Origin of the sequence: Micromonospora musae, assembly GCF_003626545.1 — a bacterium.
Lineage (GTDB): Bacteria > Actinomycetota > Actinomycetes > Mycobacteriales > Micromonosporaceae > Micromonospora > Micromonospora musae.
On the sequence record NZ_RAZS01000010.1, the window covers coordinates 86,251 to 104,314 of the forward strand.

Sequence of the window (18,064 nt, forward strand, 5' to 3'; positions counted from 1 at the left end):
CGGACTCTCATCGATGAACTTTTCTCCCAGGTATTGAGACTTATGCTGCTGTCAATGTGAAGTCCTGGGGGGGATCATGATCACTGTCGATTACTGCTGCGCGTCCGTCCATTGTGGATGAAGCTCGACATCCCGAGATGACGAACGAAACGCTGATAGCTGGCTTCGGCGAGGTCGCAACCGCCTGTCCCGACCGCCCCGCCGTCCTCGCCGAGACCGGGCAGCTCAGCTACGCCCAGCTCGCCGGCCTCGCCGGCGGGTACGCCGAGGCGCTGCTCGCGGCCGGGGCCGAGCCGGGCGACCGCGTCGCCCTGCTGACCACGCACGGGACACCCACCATCGCCGCCATCCTCGGCACGCTCGCCGCCGGCTGCGCGTACGTGCCGCTCGACCCGGGCTTCCCGCACCGCCGGTTGCGCCACATGCTCAGCGGCGCCGCGGTGACGACCGTCCTCTGCGCGCCCGAGCACGAGGAGCTCGCGCGGGCGCTCGTCGCCGACCGGCCCGCCACCCGCGTCCTCGTGCAGGCGGACCCGCGCCCCGCCCCGCTGCGCCCGGTGCGGGTCGACCCCGACGCGCTGGCCTACGTGCTCTTCACCTCCGGCTCGACCGGCGTGCCCAAGGCGGTCGGGCAGACCCACCGCAACCTGCTGCACGTGGTGCGCAACCAGATCGACACCCTCCACATCGGGCCGGACGACCGACTCAGCCTGCTCGCCTCGTTCAGCTTCGACGCGGCCATCCCCGACCTCTACCCGGCGCTGCTCACCGGCGCCGCGGTCATCCCGGTCGACCTGCGCCGCCACGGGCTCGCGCACGCCGTCGAGCAGCTCGCCCGGCACGACGTCACCGTCTACCACTCGACGCCCACGGTCTACCGGTTCCTGCTCGACACCCCCGGCGTCGAGCGGCTCGACCGGGTACGGGTGGTGCTGCTCGGCGGGGAACAGGCCACCCACGCCGACGCCGCCCGCGGGCAGGGGCGGTTCGCCCCCGGATGCCTGCTGGTCAACGGCTACGGCGCCACCGAGCTGACCTTCGCCGCCCGGTACGCGCTGCCGTTGGCCGAGGCGGACCCGAGCGGCACCGGGCCGCTGCCGATCGGCGCCGCGCTCCCCGGCTACCAGCTGCGCCTCACCGAGGACGGCGAGATCGTGGTACGCAGCGCCCACCTCGCCCCCGGCTACCTCGACCAGGACAGCGACCGGTTCTTCACCGACGCGGACGGGGTGCCGGCGTACCGGACGGGGGACCTCGGTGAGCGGCTGCCCACCGGCGAACTGCGCTGCCTCGGCCGGCTGGACCGGCAGGTCAAGGTGCGCGGCTTCCGGATCGAGCTGACCGAGATCGAGGCGCTGCTCGCCGCCGAACCGGGCGTCGCGGGCGTACGGGCCGTCGCCCGCGACGGCGCGCTGCTGGCGTACGTCCGGCCGGCCGCCGGCCCGCTCGACCCGGCCGCCCTGCGCGCCGCGCTCGCCCGTCAACTGCCCGAGTACGCGCTGCCCCGCGCCGTGGTGCCGGTCGACGAGTTCCCGCTCACCGTCAGCGGCAAGGTCGACGAGCGGGCGCTGCCGGACCCGGAGCACACCGTGGCGCCCGGCGCGGGCCCGACCACGCCCACCGAGCAGGCCGTGCACGACATCTGGCGGGTGGTGCTCGGGCGCGCGGCCGTCGGCCGGACCGACAACTTCTTCGACGTCGGCGGCCAGTCGCTGCTCCTCGGTCAGGTGCAGCAGCGCATCGCCGAACGGTTCGGGGTGCGGCTGCCCATGCTGCGGCTCTTCGAGCACCCCACCGTGGCCGCGCAGGCCCGGCTTCTCGACGACCCGCCCGCCGACCGGGCACCGGCCCCCGCGCTGGCCACACCGCCCGCGCCTCCGGTGGCCGCCCGTGAGTACACCGGCGACGAGATCGCCGTGGTGGGCCTCGCCGGCCGCTTCCCCGGCGCGCCCGACGTGGCCACCTTCTGGTGGAACCTCTGCGCCGGCGTCGACTCGATCCACGACCACAGCGACGCCGAGCTGGCCGCGCTCGGCATCGGACCGACGCTGCGAGCCGACCCCCGGCACGTACGGGCCGCCGGCCGGCTCGACGGCGTCGCCGACTTCGACGCGGAGTTCTTCTCCTTCGGCGAGCAGGAGGCGGCCCGGACCGACCCGCAGCACCGGCTCTTCCTCGAGACCGCCTGGGAGGCGCTGGAGGACGCCGGGCACGACGCGGCCCGCTTCCCCGGCCTGGTCGGCGTCTTCTCGGCCACCTCCGCCAACCGCTACTTCCTGTTCCACCTCATGGACAACCCGGCGGTGGTCGGCGACGTCGACCCGGACGACTGGGAGGCCCGGCTGCTCGGCCGGCAGTTCACCGACCACCTTCCCGGGCAGGTGGCGTACCGGCTGGGGCTGACCGGGCCGGCCGTGGCCGTGCAGAGCGCCTGCTCCAGCTCCCTGGTCGCGGTCTGCCTCGCCGCGCAGAGCCTCGCCGACTACCAGTGCGACATCGCGCTCGCCGGTGGGGTCAACGTCACCGGTCCCCGCTACCGGCACACCCCCGGCGGGCTCGCCTCACCCGACGGACGGTGCCGCGCCTTCGACGAGGCCGCCGGCGGCTCCGGATTCGGCTCGGGAGTCGGGGTGGTCGCGCTGCGCCGGCTCGCCGACGCCCAGGCCGACGGCGACCGGATCTACGCGATCCTGCCCGGCTGGGCGGTCACCAACGACGGCCCGGACCGCGCCGGCTACGCGGTGCCCGGCCCGGCCGGGCAGGCGGCCGCCGTGGCGAACGCGCTCGCCGCCGCCGAGGTGGCGCCCGGCGAGGTCCGGTTCGTCGAGGCGCACGGCAGCGGCACCCCGCTCGGCGACGCCATCGAGGTGGCCGCGCTGCACGAGGTCTACGCGGGCGGTCCGGCCGAGAGCTGCGCGCTGGGCTCGGTGAAGACCAACATCGGGCACCTCGACGCGGGTGCCGGGATAGCCGGCCTGATCAAGACGGTGCTCGCCGTCCAGCACGGGACCATCCCGCCGAACCTGCACTACACGCGCCCGCACCCGGAGATCGACCTGGCCGCCGGCCCGTTCTACGTACCGACGAAGGTGCGGGACTGGCCGGAGGCGTCGCGCCGCGTCGCCGGGGTCAGCTCGTTCGGGCTGGGCGGCACCAACGCGCACGTCGTGGTCGAGCAGCCGCCGCCTGTCGAACCCGTCGACGAGCAGCCGTACCCCACGGCGCACCTGCTGCCGGTCTCCGCGCGTACACCGGCCGCGCTGCGGGACGCACTCATCCGGCTGCGGGCGCACCTCTCCGGCGCCGCACCGGCGCTGGCCGAGGTGGCCGCCACGCTGGCGCTCGGCCGGCGGGTGTTCGCGTACCGGGCGGCGGTCGTGGTCACCGACCTGGCGGGCGCGGTCGCCGCCCTCGACGACCTGCTGGAGAGCGGCGTCCGGGTCGCGGGCGAGCCCGGAGAGCTGCGTGAGCTGGCCGCCGCCTGGGTGGCGGGGCAGGAGACGGACTGGGCGGCGCTGCACCCCGAAGGCGCGGTACGCCGCACCGGCCTGCCCACCTACCCCTTCCAGCGGCAGCGGTACTGGATCGATCCCCCTCAGAGAGGCATGCGGTGAACTGGTTCGTCTCCGCCGGTGGCCGTGGCGTGGCCCCGGTGCAGCTCTTCTGCCTGCCCTACGCCGGCGCCGGGGCCAGCGCGTTCCGGCACTGGTCGGCCGGTCTCGGCCCCGGCGTCGAGGTGCTGCCGGTGCAGCTGCCGGGCCGGGAGAACCGGATCACCGAGGATCCCCGGTTCCAGGTGGCGGACGTCGCGCGGGCCATCGCCGGGCGGGTCAGCGGCCCCTACGCCCTCTACGGCCACTCGATGGGCGGGCGGCTCGGCTTCGAGGTGCTCCGCGAGCTGCGCCGCGAGGGGCTGCCGCTGCCGCTGCGGCTCTACGTCGGCGGCGCCCGCGCCCCGCACGTCAGCGCGCCCAGCCTCTTCGACGGGCTCTCCACCGTGGACGACGACGAGTTGCTGCGTCGCCTCGGCGGCGGCGGCGGCCTGCCCGCCGAGGTCCTCGACCACCCCGAGCTGGTGGAGCTGCTGCTGCCGCTGCTGCGCGCCGACTTCGGCCGGGTCGACAGCTACCGGTACGTGGCGGAAGATCCGCTGCCGGTGCCGATCGTCGTGTTCAGCGGCCGGCACGACCGGGCGGTGACGCGGGAGCAGAGCGAGGCGTGGGCCCGGCACAGCGCGACGGGCTGCACGCTGCACGAGATCTCCGGCGGGCACTTCTTCCTGCACGACGCCCTCGACGAACTGCTCGCGGTGATCCGCGCCGACCTGGACGCCGCGCTCGCCGCGATCGCTGCCGTGCCGGGCGCGCCGACGGAGCCGGTCACGCGGGACCGGGCGCACGGCGCGCCGGCCGCAACCGCCACCGCCGGTGTGACCTCCCCGGTGACCGGTGGGCACCGGGTGCCGCTCGGTGACACCGGCTGGTCGGTCTGGCGGGACGCCATCCTGCGGACCACCGGCTTCCCGGCTGACGGGCTCACCATGCTCTCCGCCCCGCAGGCCGCGGCCGCCGCCGACGAGCTGCTGTCCACCGGCGCCGGGGAAGACCGGTTCGACAAGGAGTTCGCCGAGGCGGTGACGGCCGGCGCCCGGCAGATCACCGAGCTGGCCGGCGACCTGCTGCTGCGCGAGGCGGTCACCTGGCAGAACCGCAACGTGCTGCTCGCCCTCGACGGGCTGCACCGGGCCGGCCCGGACGCGCCCCGCAACGTACGCCGGCGGGACCGGGAACGGGCCCTGCTCAAGTACTGGCAGCGCTACTGCGGCAAGAACGAGACAGTCGGCTTCTTCGGCCCGAGTTGCTGGGCCACCCTGGACCCGACCCTTCCGGTGACCGCCGAGGTGCGCCCCGGCCCGACGCTCACCCGCCGCCGCTGGGTGCTGTTCGAGGCGTGGGCGCTGGCCGCGTACGCCGATCGGATCGGTGCGGACCTCGCCGTGCGTGCCTGGTGGCCGCCGATTCTCGCCCCGCACCTGCGCCTGGTCGACCGCGCGGTGCAGCGGCCCGGCCGCCCGCCGGTGCCGGTCACCCCGGTCGAGGCGGCGCTGCTCGCCGCCGCCGACGGCCACCGCCCGGCGCGGGACCTGGTCACGGATCCGGCGATCGGGCTGCGCCGCCCCGAGGACGGTTACGCGCTGCTCGACCGCCTCGTGGAGCGGGAACTGATCACCTGGGACGCCGGGCTGCCGGTCAGCCCCGCCGCCGAGAGCGTGCTCCGGGAACGGATCGAACGCGTCGGTGACGTCGAGGCCCGGGAGCGGGCCCGTGCCGGCTTCGACCGGCTCTGCGCCGCTCGGGACGAGGTCGCCGCCACGGCCGGCGACCCGGAGCGGCTGCGCGTCGCGCTGGACACGCTCGACGAGACGTTCACCGCGCTCACCGGCCTGCCGGCGCACCGACGCGACGGCCAGATGTACGCCGGGCGGACGCTCTGCTACGAGGACACCAGCCGCGAGCTCGACGTCGTCTTCGGCGGACCGCTGCTCGACCTGATCGCCGGGCCGCTCGGGGTGCTGCTCCCGGCCGCGCGGTGGCTCGCCGCCGCGCTGGAAGAGGCGTACGGGGCGGTGTTCCGCGAGCTTCACGAGGAGCTGCGCACCGAGGCGGGCGGCGGGCCGGTGGCCCTGTCCGACCTGTGGTTCCTCGCGCAGGGAATGTTCTGGGGCGAGGGGGAGCGTCCGGTCGACAAGGTCGCCGCCGAGTTCGCCGGCCGGTGGGCGGGACTGTTCGGGTTGGACGCCCTCGCTCCGGGGACGACAGAGGTCCGGCTGCGCGTGGCGGACCTCGCCGCGCGGGTGGCCGAGGCGTTCCCGACCGTCCGGCCGGAGTGGAGCAACGCCCGGTTGCACAGCCCCGACCTGCAGATCTGCGCGGCCGACGCGGAGGCGCTCGGCCGCGGTGACTTCACGGTGGTCCTCGGTGAGCTGCACGCCGCCTGGCCGTCGTTCGACTGCCAGGTGTTCACCCCGGCCCACCCGGACGTGGAGCGGCTGCGCGCGGCGCTCGCCGAGGACCTGGGCGAGCAGCGGATCCGGCTGCTCTTCCCCACCGACTGGCCCCGGCGCACCAGCCGGGTCGCCGAGGCGCTGATCGGCCCGACCGACCGGCAACTGGCGTTCCTCCCGGCGCCCGGCGCCGAGCCCGAGCGGGTGCTGCCCACGGTGGCGGTGACCGTCGCCGAGGAGGCGGGTCGGCTGGTCGCGACGGCGCCGGACGGAGCGCGCTGGCCGCTGACCGAGATCTTCTCCGGCCTGCTCGCCGCGCACGCCGTCGACGGGTTCAAGCTGGTCGCCGCCGCGCCGTACACGCCACGGATCACGCTGGACCGGCTCGTGGTGGCCCGGCAGACCTGGCGGACCACTGTCGGCGAGAGCGGGCTGGGCGCGGTCACCGGCGAGCGGGGCCGGTTCCTGGCCGTCCGCGCCTGGCGTCGGCGGCTCGGCCTGCCCGAGCAGGTGTACGTGAAGCTCGGCACCGAGACCAAGCCCTGCTTCGTGGACCTGAGCAGCCCGGCGTTCGCCAACATGTTCTGCGCGATGGTGCGGGCCGCCCGCGGCGACGGCGGTGACGACGTGTCCCTGGTGGTCAGCGAGATGCTGCCGAACCCGGACGACGCCTGGGTGCCCGACGGGCAGGGCCGGCGCTACTTCAGCGAGCTGCGGCTGCACATCGTGGACGACGCCGTGGAGGTGGCCAGGTGAGCCACCGGATCCCGCTCGGTGACACCGGCTGGTGGGTGTGGCGCGACGTCGTGCTGCGTACCGCCGGTTTCCCGGCCGCCGGGCTCGACGCGTTCGCCGCGCCCGAGGCCGCGGCCGCCGCCGACGGGCTGCTGGCCGGAGCGGGCACCCGCGAGCTGTTCGACAAGGAGTTCCAGAGGGCCCAGCTCGACGCGTCCACGCAGGCCGATGCGATCGCCGCGGATCCGCTGCTGCGCGAGGCGGTGACCTGGCAGAACCCGGAGATGCTGATCGCGCTCGACGGGCTGCTGCGCACCGACCCGGCGGCCCGTAACTGGCGTCGGCGCAGGCGCGAGTCGGCGCTGCTGCGCTACTGGCAGCGCTACTGCGGCAAGGCGGAGACCATCGGCTTCTTCGGCCCGGTCTGCTGGGGGCGCCTCGACCCGGAGGAGCCGGCCACCCGGGTGCGCCCCGGCGCCGCCGCGCTCGCCCGGCGGGAGGTGCACTTCGAGGCGTGGGCGCTGATCGCGTACGCCGACCGGCTCGCCGACGACCTGGCGGTGCGGCGGTGGTGGGCGCCGGCGCTCCCCCCGCACCTGAGCGTCTCCGGGCGGCAGCTGCGCCGGCCGCTGCACCCGCCGGTGGAGCTCAACGTCGCCGAGGCGCGGCTGCTGGCGTACTGCGACGGGCGGACCCCGGCGACGACGGTGGTCGACCGGGCCCTGCACGACGCCGAGCGCCCGCTGCGCTCGGCGGCCGACGGATTCCTGCTGCTGGACCGGCTGGTGGAACGGTCCCTGCTGACCTGGGACGCCGGACTGCCGATCAGTCCGCAGGCCGAGCGGGTGCTGCGCGACCGGCTGGCCGCCATCGGTGAACCGGCGGTGCGCGTCGAGGTGACCGCCGGATTCGACCGGCTCTGCGCCGCGCGCGACGTGGTGGCCGACGCGGCCGGCGACCCGGATCGGCTCCGCGCCGCGCTCACCGCGCTGAACGCCGAGTTCACCGCCGTCACCGGCCGGCCGGCCGTCCGGCAGAGCGGGCAGATGTACGCGGGCCGCACGGTGCTCTACGAGGAGACCGAACGGGATCTCGAACTCACCGTCGGCGCGGCGGTGCTGGACGCGCTCGCCGAGCCGTTGGCGATCGTGTTGCAGGCCGCGCGCTGGCTCACCGCCGAGATCGGCGTGGCGATGCGCCGGCTGCTCGACGATCTGCACGCCGAGCTGCGGGGCGACGGACCGGTGCGGCTGGCCGACGTCTGGTCGTTGGCGCAGGGGCTGCTGCTCGCCCCGGACGGCCCGTTCGCCGAGGCCAGCACCCAGTTCACCGCCCGCTGGGCGGAGCTGTTCGGCCTCGACGCGCTCAGCGCCGACCGGGCGGAGGTGCGGTTGCGCAGCGCGGACCTGGCCGGACCGGCGGCGCGGATCTTCGCGGCGTCCGGCCCCGGCTGGCCGTCGGCCCGGATCCACAGCCCCGACGTGACGATCGCCGCCGCCGACGTGGACGCGATCAACCGGGGTGAGTTCCAGCTGGTGCTCGGCGAGCTGCACCCGGCGTACACGCCGTTCGACAGCGCGGTCTTCACCCCGTTCCACCCCGATCCGGCGGCGCTGCGCGCCGGGTTCGACGCGGACCTCGGGCCGGCCCGGGTGCGGGTGCTCTACCCGGAGGGCTTTCCGCGGATCACCACCCGCACCACGTACGCCTCCGTCGGGCCGGCCGACCGGCAGCTCGGCATCGACACCGCGCGCGGCGCGGACGTCGAGCGGCTCGTCGCCGCCACCGAGGTGCGGGTCGAACCCGACGGGATGGAGCTGGTCGCCGTCCTGCCCGACGGCGGCCGCTGGCCCCTGGTGGAGATCTTCGGGCACCTGCTCGGCGCGTTGCTGCTGGACAGCTTCAAGCTGGTCGCGCCCGCCCCACACACCCCCCGGATCACCATCGACCGGCTGGTGGTGGCGCGCCGCACCTGGCGCTCGACGGTCGGGGATTGCGGGCTCGCCGGCCTCACCGCCGACGACGAGCGGTTCCTCGCCGTACGGCGCTGGCGGCAGCGGCTCGACCTGCCGGATCGGGTCTTCGTGAAGATCGGCACCGAGGTCAAGCCCTGCTACGTCGACTTCACCGGCCCGCTGTACGCCCAGTCGCTCTGCGCCATGGTCGACGCCGCGGTGAAGAGCGGGCCGGACGTCTCCGTGGTGGTGAGCGAACTGCTCCCGGAGCCGGCCGACACCTGGGTGACCGACGCGCACGGGCGCGGTCACGTGAGCGAGCTGCGTCTGCAGATCACCGATCCGATGAGTTACCGGGGAGAGAACGGGTGACCGACATCCTGTCCATCAGCGCGGTGCAGGGAGAACCACTGCCCTGGCCGGACGCGACGCTGGCCGAGCTGGTCGTCGCGCAGGCCGCCCGTACCCCCGACGCGGTGGCGGTGCGCCAGTGGGACGACCGGCTCAGTTACCGGGAGCTGCTGGAACGGGCCGCCGGGGTGGCGGCCGCGCTGCGGGCCCGCGGCGTCGGCCGGCAGAGCCGCGTCGGGGTCTGTGGACAGCGCCGGCCGGAGCTGGTCGCCACCGTGCTCGGCGTGCTGCTCGCCGGGGCGTGTTACGTGCCGTTGGAGCCGGGTGGCCCGCGCCGCCGCCTGCGGGAGATCGCCGCGGACGCGGGCGTGACCGTGGTGATCGGCGACGCCGCCGAGACCGAGTTCGCCGACGCGCCGGGGATCGCGGCGCTCGGGCTGCCCGGCCCGGCGCCCCTCGCACCCTGCCCGGCGCGGCCCGGCGACCCGGCGTACGTGCTCTTCACCTCGGGCTCGACCGGTCGTCCGAAGGGGGTGCTCACCACCCACCGGAACGTGGTCGAGTTCGTGCACGGGGTGGCCGCCATCAGCGGTGCGGACGCGGGGGTGCGCAGCCTCGGCGTCGCGTCGCTGGGCTTCGACTCGGTCACGATGGACCTGTTCGTCCCGCTGCTGCTCGGCGGCTCGGTGCAGCTGATCGGCGCGGACGACCGGGCCGACCCGGTCCGGCTCGCCCGGTTCATCGCCGCGCACCAGGTCAACTGGGGCTTCATCACGCCCACCGTGCTCTCCATGCTGGACCCGACCGAGCTTCCCGACTGGAAGGTGGTGTTCTGCGGCGGCGAGGCGGTGCCGGCCGAGCTGGCCGCCCGCTGGGCGCCGGGGCGTACCTTCCTCAACGGATACGGGCCGACCGAGACCACGGTGCTGGCGGTGAGCGGACCGCTGACCGCGGACGTGACCGATCCGGTGCCGATCGGCCGGCCGCTGCCCAACCACCGCGCCTACGTGGTCGACGCCGACCTGCGTCCGGTGCCGCCGGGGGAGACCGGCGAGCTGCTGATCGGCGGCCCCGGCCTGGCCGACGGCTACCTCAACCGCCCGGGGCTGACCGCCGAGCGGTTCGTTCCGGACCCGTTCTCCGACGAGCCGGGGGCGCGGCTCTACCGCACCGGTGACCTCGTCCGTCAGGCCGCGGACGGCCGGATCGTCTACCTGGGGCGGGCCGACCGGCAGGTCAAGATCCGTGGCCAGCGGATCGAGCTGGGCGAGGTGGAGGCGGTGCTGGCCGAGCTGCCCGGGGTGGACCGGGTGGTGGTCGAGGCGGTGCCGGGCCCTTCCGGCGCGGAGCTGGTCGCGTTCGTCACCCCGGCGGACGCTCCCGACGACGAGCGGCTGCGGGGCCACGCCGGGCCCCGGCTGACCGCCGCGATGCTGCCGGCCCGGGTGCTGCGCCTGGCCGACCTGCCGATCAGCGCGATCAGCGGCAAGGTGGACCGCGCGGCGCTGCGTGCGCGCGCCGCCGCCGACCGGGCCGACGATCCGGCGCGGTCGCCGGTCGACCCGGACGAACCGCTCGACGCGGCGGTGCGGCGCATCTGGACGCGGCTGCTCGGTGCCGCCCCCACTGCGGAGACCGACTTCCTCGCCGCCGGTGGGAACTCGATCGCGGCGATGCGGCTGGTCGCCGCGTTGCGGGCCGAGCTGGGCCGGCACGTCGACACCCGGGACGTCCTCACCGGTCGGACCTTCGCCGGCCTGCTCGAACTGGTCGCCGCCGCCGCGGCGGCCGACGGGGACGGGCTCACCACCGGCAACCCACCGACGCTCTCCCCGCCGCAACGACGGCTCTGGTTCGTCGACCAGCTCGCCCCGTCCAGCGCGCCGTACAACATCGCGGTGGCGCACCGGCTGCACGGCCCGCTCGACGTCACCGCGCTCGGGGTGGCGCTGCGCGCGGTCGCGGAGCGGCACGACGTGCTGCGTTGGCGGATCCCGCAGACCGGTGGCGTGCCGTACGCCGTCCGTGAGGAGCCGACGGACGTGGCGGTGCCGGTGGTCGACCTGGCCGGTGGCGCCGACCGCGAGCGGGAGCTGGCGGAGATGCTCGCCGCCGGGGCCGGGCACGCGTTCGACCTGGCCACCGGGCCGCCCTGGCAGGTCACCGTCTACCGGCTCGGCCCGGCCGAGCACGTGCTGGCGATCACCCTGCACCACGCGGTCTTCGACGGCTGGTCCGAGGCGGTCCTCTACGACGACCTCGGGGCCGCGTACGAGCAGGCGGTGGCGGGGCGCACGCCGCGGCTGCCGGCGCTGGGCGCCGGCTACGCGGACTACGCGGTGTGGCGGGCGGAGCGCGACCGGCGCCGGGGAGAGGCGGATCTGGCCTGGTGGACGGGTCACCTCGAGGGCGCGCCGACCGTGCTGGAGCTGCCGCGGGACCGCCCGCGCCCGGCCGTGCAAACCTATGTCGGGGCTGAGGCCGCCGTGCGGTTGCCCGAGGCGACTGATCGGGCGGTGCGGACCCTGGCCGAACGGTTGGGCACCACGGTCGCCGCGGTGCTGCTGGCCGGCTTCGGCGAGCTGCTCGCCCGGCTCACCGGCGGGGACGACCACGTGCTCGGGGCGATCGTCGCCGACCGGCGGCTCGCCGCCTTCGACGACGTGATCGGCTTCTTCATCGACACCGTGCCGGTCCGGGTACGCACCGGCGGCGCGAGCTTCGCCGAGCTGGTCGACCGGTGCGCCGCCGAGCTGCACGAGGTGACCACGCACCCGGGCGCGCCGCTGGAGCGGATCGTCGAGGCGCTCGGCGTCGGCCGGGACACCTCCCGTGCGCCGCTGGTGCAGGTGCTCTTCAACGTGCTCAACTTCGCGCCGCCCCGGCTGGCGCTCACCGGCCTCGCCGCCGAGCCGGCGCCGGTGCCGAAGCCCGGCTCACCCTTCGACATAACCGTCTACGTGGTCGAGCGTGCCGGGCGGGTCGGCGTCGAGGTGGTGCACAATCCGGACCTCTTCGACGGGGAGCGGATCGGCGCGCTCCTCGCCGACCTCGCCGCCCTGGTCGGCGTGCTCGCCGCCAACCCCGACGCGCCGGCCCGCCAGGTCGCCGCCGAGCTGCCCCGCCCCACCGTCCGGGTGGCCCAGCTCGGCGCCATGACCGTGGCCGCCGCCGAGTCGCCCCGGGTCGTGCTGCCGACCGGCCCGGAGGGGCTCACCGAGACCGAGGAGCTCATCGCCGGCATCTGGCGGGAGGTGCTGGAACGCGACCGGGTTGCCGTCACCGACAACTTCTTCGACATCGGCGGGCACTCGCTCGCCCTGGCCGAGGTGCACGCCCGGCTGACCGCCGCCACCGGCCGCTCCATCAAGATGCTCGACCTGTTCCGCCACCCCACGATCCGGGCGCTCGCCGCCGGCCTTGACGGCGCCGCCGACCGGCCGGAGCTGGCCCGCGCCGCCCTGCGGGCCGCCGCCCGACGCAGCCGTACCCGTCGTAACCCACCCCGCCGCCCCGGCGGCACCACGCACTGAAGGACAACTGATGGACGTTTCGACCGCAACCGAAGTGTCCGGCGACGGCGACGGCATCGAGCCGATCGCGATCGTCGGGTTGGCCGCCCGCCTGCCCGGCGCGGCGGACGTGCACGAGTTCTGGCGCAACCTGGTCGACGGGGTGGAGTCGGTCACCGAGCTCACCCGCGACGAGCAGCTGGCCCGAGGCGCCACCGTCGAGGAGGTGGACGACCCCGGCTGGGTCAACCGGGCTCCGCTCATCGACGGGTACGACGAGTTCGACGCCGGGCTGTTCGGGATGACCGAGCGGGAAGCGGCGATGACCGACCCGCAGCACCGCCTCTTCCTGGAGTCCTGCCACGCCGCGCTGGAGGACGCCGGCTACGACCCGTCCCGCTACGACGGCGCGGTCGGCGTGTACGCGGGCACCGGCGGCAACACGTACCTGCACCGCTACGTGCTGCGCAACAAGCGGGTCGGGGGCAGCCCGCACAGCGCGGTCTCCATCGCCACCGGCAACTCGCCGAACTACGTGGCGACCAACGTGTCGTACCGGCTGGACCTGCGCGGGCCGAGCCTCACCGTCCACACCGCCTGCTCGACCTCGCTGGTCGCGTTCCACCTGGCCTGCGAGGCGCTGCGCAACGGCGAGTGCGACATGGCGCTCGCCGGCGGCGTGAACGTCGAGCTGCCGCACGTCGGCTACCTCGGCATGGACGGTTTCACCTCGCCCGACGGCCGGTGCCGGCCCTTCGACGCCGGCGCGAACGGCACCGTGTGGGGCAGCGGGGCCGGGGTCACCCTGCTCAAGCGCCTCTCCGACGCCATCGCCGACGGCGATCCGATCCGGGCGGTCGTGCTCGGCAACGCGATCAACAACGACGGCGCCGGCAAGGTCGGCTTCACCGCACCGAGCATCGACGGGCAGACCGAGGCGATCGCCCAGGCCGTCGCGATGGCCGGCATCGACCCGCGCACGATCAGCTACGTCGAGGCGCACGGCACCGGCACCGCCATGGGCGACCCGATCGAGGTGACCGCGCTCTCCGCGGTGTACGGCAGGGAGACCGACGACCGGGGCTGGTGCGGCATCGGCTCGGTGAAGTCCAACATCGGCCACCTCAGCCAGCCCTCCGGCATCGTCAGCGTGATCAAGACGGTGCTCGCGATGGAGCACGGCCTGATCCCGCCGACGATCAACTACGAGACGCCGAACCCGGCCGTCGACTTCGACGACACCCCGTTCTACGTGGCGAACACGCTCACCAAGTGGGACGCCGAGGACGGTCCGCGACGGGCCGGGGTCAGCTCGTTCGGCATCGGCGGCACGAACGCCCACGTGGTGCTGGAGCAGGCGCCGGCGGCGTACCGCAGCGCCCGGCGGGTGCGTCCGGCGCAGCTGCTGCACGTCTCGGCGCAGACCGCCGACGCGCTCGACGAATTGGTGCGGCGGCTCACCGCACGCCTCGGCGAGGCCGCCGACGCCGGCCCGGAGTACCTCGCCGACGTCGCGCACACACTGCGGGTGGGCCGGCGTGAGTACCCGCACCGGGCGGCCGTGGCCGTCACCGACCTGACCGACGCGGTGGCCGCGCTCGGCAACCCGCGCCGCGTGCAGCGTGGAGTGGTCGAGGGGTCCGCGCCCCGGCTGGCGTTCCTCTTCTCCGGGCAGGGCTCCCAGTACGCCGGCATGGGCGCGCAGCTCTACGCCGAGGAGCCCGGCTTCGCGGCGACCGTCGACGAGTGCGCCGAACTGCTCCACCCCGAGCTGGGGCTGGACATCCGGGACCTGATCCTGGGCCGTGAGCCGGAGGCGGGCGAGAAGCTGACGCAGACCCGCTACACCCAGCCCGCGCTCTTCGCGATCGAGTACGCGCTGGCCCGGCTCTGGCAGGAGGCCGGGGCGCGGCCGGCGGCGATGATCGGGCACTCCATCGGCGAGTACGTCGCCGCGACCGTGGCCGGTGTGCTCACCCTCCCCGACGCGCTGCGGGTGGTGGCCGCCCGCGGCCGCCTCATGCAGTCCCTCCCGGCCGGCTCGATGCTCGCCGTCTCGCTGGACGAGTCGGCGATCGCCGAGCGGCTCCCCGAGGGGCTGGCCGTCGCCACGGTCAACGGCCCCGGCACCTGCGTGGTGGCCGGCGAGACCGAGGCCGTCGCCGCCTTCGCCGAGCTGCTCAAGGGCAAGAGCAAGCTGCTGCGCACCTCGCACGCCTTCCACTCGCCGATGATGGAGCCCATCCTGGACGAGTTCACCGCGCTGATGGCGTCGGTGACCCTGCGCCCGCCCGTGGTGCCGTTCCTCTCCAACGTCACCGGCACCTGGATCACCGACGAGCAGGCCACCGATCCGGCGTACTGGGCGTCGCACCTGCGCCGGCCGGTGCGCTTCGGTGATTGCGTGGCCACCCTGCTCGCCGAGGGAACCTGGCAGCTCGTCGAGTGCGGCCCCGGCAAGCAGCTGGCCAACCTGGCCCGCATGCAGGTCGCCAAGGCGTCGGCCGCGCAGCGCAGACTCACCCCGCTGGGCAGCCTCCCCGGCCCCGGCGACACCACCGGCGACCTGGCCACCCTGCTCGGCGCCGCCGCCGTGCTCTGGTGCTCCGGCACGTCGGTGCGGCTCGGCGTCGACCCGCAGGCGCGTCGGGTGCCGCTGCCCACCTACCCGTTCGAGCGGCGCCGCTACTGGATCGACCCGGACCCGGAGCAGCAGGTGGCGACGCCGGTGGAGACCGGGCCGCGGCCGCTGCCGGAGTGGTTCGCCGTGCCGGTCTGGCGGCAGGCCGCCCCGCAGCCGGGTACCGAGACGCTGGGCCGCTGCCTGGTCCTCGTCGCCGGTCCGCGCGGCGATGCGCTGCTGGCCGGGCTGCGGGCCGCCGGCGCCGACCCGGTGGAGGTACGCCCCGGCGACGCGTTCGCCGCGACCCCGACCGGCTACCGGCTGCGCCCCGGAGTGAGGGAGGACCACGACGCGCTGGTCACCGCGCTGGCCGCCGACGGCGTACCGACCCGGATCGTGCACGCGTTCACCCTGGACGGTGAGCCGGCCGGCACCGACCTCACGGCGACCTGGGCCGCGCAGGAGCTGGGCTTCTTCAGCGCGCTGCACCTGGTGCAGGCGCTCGCCGGCGCCGGACTCACCGCCGCCGAGGAGACCGTCACGCTGGACCTGGTCACCGCCGGTGTCGGCGACGTACGCGGCGACGACCTGGTCCGGCCGGAGCACGCCACCCTCGCGGGGCTGGCCCGGGTGCTCCCCGCCGAACTCCCCGGGCTCGCCGTCCGGCTGCTCGACGCCGACCCGACCGACGACGGCGGACGCGCCCTCGTGGCCGAGCTGCGCCGCCCGCACGACCCGATGCGGGCCGAGCTGGCGCTGCGCGGCGGTCGCCGCTGGGTGGCCGAGTACGAGCAGGTCACGTTGGATGCCGAGGGCGAGCCGGGCGCGCTGCGCGACGGCGGCCGGTACGTGATCACCGGCGGTCTGGGCGGCATCGGCATCACCCTCGCCGAGGACTTCGCCCGCCGGGCCCGGGCGCGGCTGGTGCTGCTGGCCCGCTCCGGACTGCCGCCGCGCGAGCAGTGGGACGACCACCTCGCGGTGCACGGCAGCGACGACCGGTCCGGGCGGGCGATCGCGGCGATCCGCCGGATGGAGGCGGCCGGCGCCCAGGTGCTGGTGCTCGCGGCCGACGTCACCGACCCCGACGACCTGCGCCGGGTGCGGGCCGCCGCGGAGGAGGCGTACGGCGGGATCGACGGCATCGTGCACGCGGCCGGCCTGCCCGGCGGTGGCATGGCCGAGGTCAAGGAGCGGGCCGAGGCCGAGCGGGTGCTCGCGCCGAAGATCGCCGGGACGCTCGCGCTGGCGCAGGTCTTCGGCGACCTGCCGCTGGACTTCGTGGTGCTCTGCTCGTCGATCACCTCGGTGATCGGCGGGTTCGGGCAGGTCGACTACTGCGCCGCCAACGCCTTCCTGGACGCGCACGCCCGCTCCGGCCAGGGCTGGCGGGCCCCGGTGCTCTCCCAGAACTGGGGCGGCTGGGCGGAGGTCGGCATGGCCGTCGAGACCGACGTGCCGGCCGGCTTCCGGGCCGCCGGTCGGGAGACGGTGACCAGCAGCGTCGACCACCCGGTGCTCACCACCCGGGTCACCGGGCCGGACGGCACCGTGCTGCACGGGCTGGTCTCCGCCGCCACCCACTGGCTGCTCGACGAGCACCGCATCGGCGGAGTGCCGGTGGTGCCGGGCACCGCGCACCTGGAGTCGGTACGCGCCGCGGTGGTCGCCGCCGTGCCCGCCCCCGCCGCCGACGCCGTGGTGGAGCTCCGCGACGTCGCCTTCCTCGAGCCGTTCGCGGTGCCGGACGGCACGCTGGCGCAGTACCGGGTCGAGCTCACCCCCACGGAGGACGGCGTCGACTTCACGGTGCGCAGCCTCGCCGGCGGGCAGCTACGGACCCACGTGCACGGCAGCGCCGGCTGGACCACCGAACCGGCCCCGCCCGCCCGGGAGGTGACCGTCGACGGCCGCCGGGTAGACGACGACGCGTCGTTCGGCCGGGGCCGCACCAGCATGCTGACGTTCGGTCCACGCTGGACGTCGCTGCGGGAGCACCACCTGGGTGCGGGGGAGGAGTTGGCGCGCGTCGAGGCACCCGCAGAGGCGGCCGCCGACCTGCCGGCCTGGGGTCTGCACCCGGCCCTGCTCGACGTGGCCACGGCGTTCGGCCGCGGCCAGGGCTCCGGCACCTACCTGCCGCTGTCGTACGGCCGGATCGTGGTACGCGGACCGCTGCCGGCGCGCTTCACCAGCCACCTGCGGCACCGGGCGGCCGCCACCGACGAGGTGGTCGCCGCTGACCTGACGCTGCGCGACGAGACCGGCCACGAACTGGTCGCGATCAGCGACTTCGTGCTGCGGCGGGTGGACCGGGGCGCGGTCACCGGTGGGCTGACCGCGACCACACCGGCCGAGGCGACGCCGGCCGGCCCGGCCGAGGACATCCGTCCGGTGGACGGGGCGGAGGCGTTCCGCCGAACTCTCACCGCCGGACTCGGCGCGCAGGTGGTCATCGCCACCCGGCCGGTGGCCGACATCCGCGCTCGGGCCGGCCGGGTCACCACCGAGAGCCTCGAGGTGGAGCCGGAGGCGGCCGCCGCGCCGGTGGCGTCCGGCGCGGGCTCCGCCGCCCCGAGCAGCGAGCTGGAGATCGCCATCGCCCAGGTGTGGCGCGACGCCCTCGGGGTGGCCGAGGTGGGGGTCGACGACGACTTCTTCTCCCTCGGCGGCAACTCGCTGGTGGCGGTGCAGCTGATCGCGGCGATGCGCAAGGCCACGGGCGTCCGGCTGCCGATGCGCAGCCTCTTCGAGACGCCCACCGTGGGCGGCCTCGCCGCCCGGATCGAGGAGCTGCGCGCCGCCGCTCCCGCCACCGACGAGCCGCCGACCCCCGCGGCCATCCCCGCCATCCCGCGACTGCCGCGCGCCTGACCACGAGAAC

At 75.4% G+C, this 18,064-nt stretch carries 5 protein-coding genes; all 5 read left to right on the plus strand.

The window, feature by feature from the left end:
* Positions 1-137: 137 nt before the first annotated feature.
* Genes D7147_RS24855 through D7147_RS24875 form a run of 5 tightly spaced genes read left to right on the plus strand, consistent with a single transcriptional unit; the run spans position 138 to position 18,054 of the window.
* Complete coding sequence (locus D7147_RS24855) at positions 138-3,614, plus strand: AMP-binding protein (RefSeq protein WP_120681782.1); 3,477 nt, start codon at positions 138-140, stop codon at positions 3,612-3,614.
* Complete coding sequence (locus tag D7147_RS24860) at positions 3,611-6,760, plus strand: thioesterase domain-containing protein (RefSeq protein ID WP_120681784.1); 3,150 nt, start codon at positions 3,611-3,613, stop codon at positions 6,758-6,760. The genes D7147_RS24855 and D7147_RS24860 overlap by 4 nt, the downstream gene beginning before the upstream one ends.
* Entirely contained in the window at positions 6,757-9,066 is a 2,310-nt protein-coding gene (locus D7147_RS24865) for a lantibiotic dehydratase (RefSeq protein WP_120681786.1), read from the plus strand. Before D7147_RS24860 ends, D7147_RS24865 begins: the two co-directional genes overlap by 4 nt.
* Complete coding sequence (locus D7147_RS24870; RefSeq protein ID WP_120681788.1) at positions 9,063-12,578, plus strand: non-ribosomal peptide synthetase; 3,516 nt, start codon at positions 9,063-9,065, stop codon at positions 12,576-12,578. The genes D7147_RS24865 and D7147_RS24870 overlap by 4 nt, the downstream gene beginning before the upstream one ends.
* Positions 12,579-12,588: 10 nt before the next feature.
* A complete protein-coding gene (locus D7147_RS24875) occupies positions 12,589-18,054 on the plus strand; it encodes a type I polyketide synthase (RefSeq protein WP_120682000.1) in 5,466 nt (1,821 codons plus the stop codon).
* Positions 18,055-18,064 lie beyond the last annotated feature (10 nt).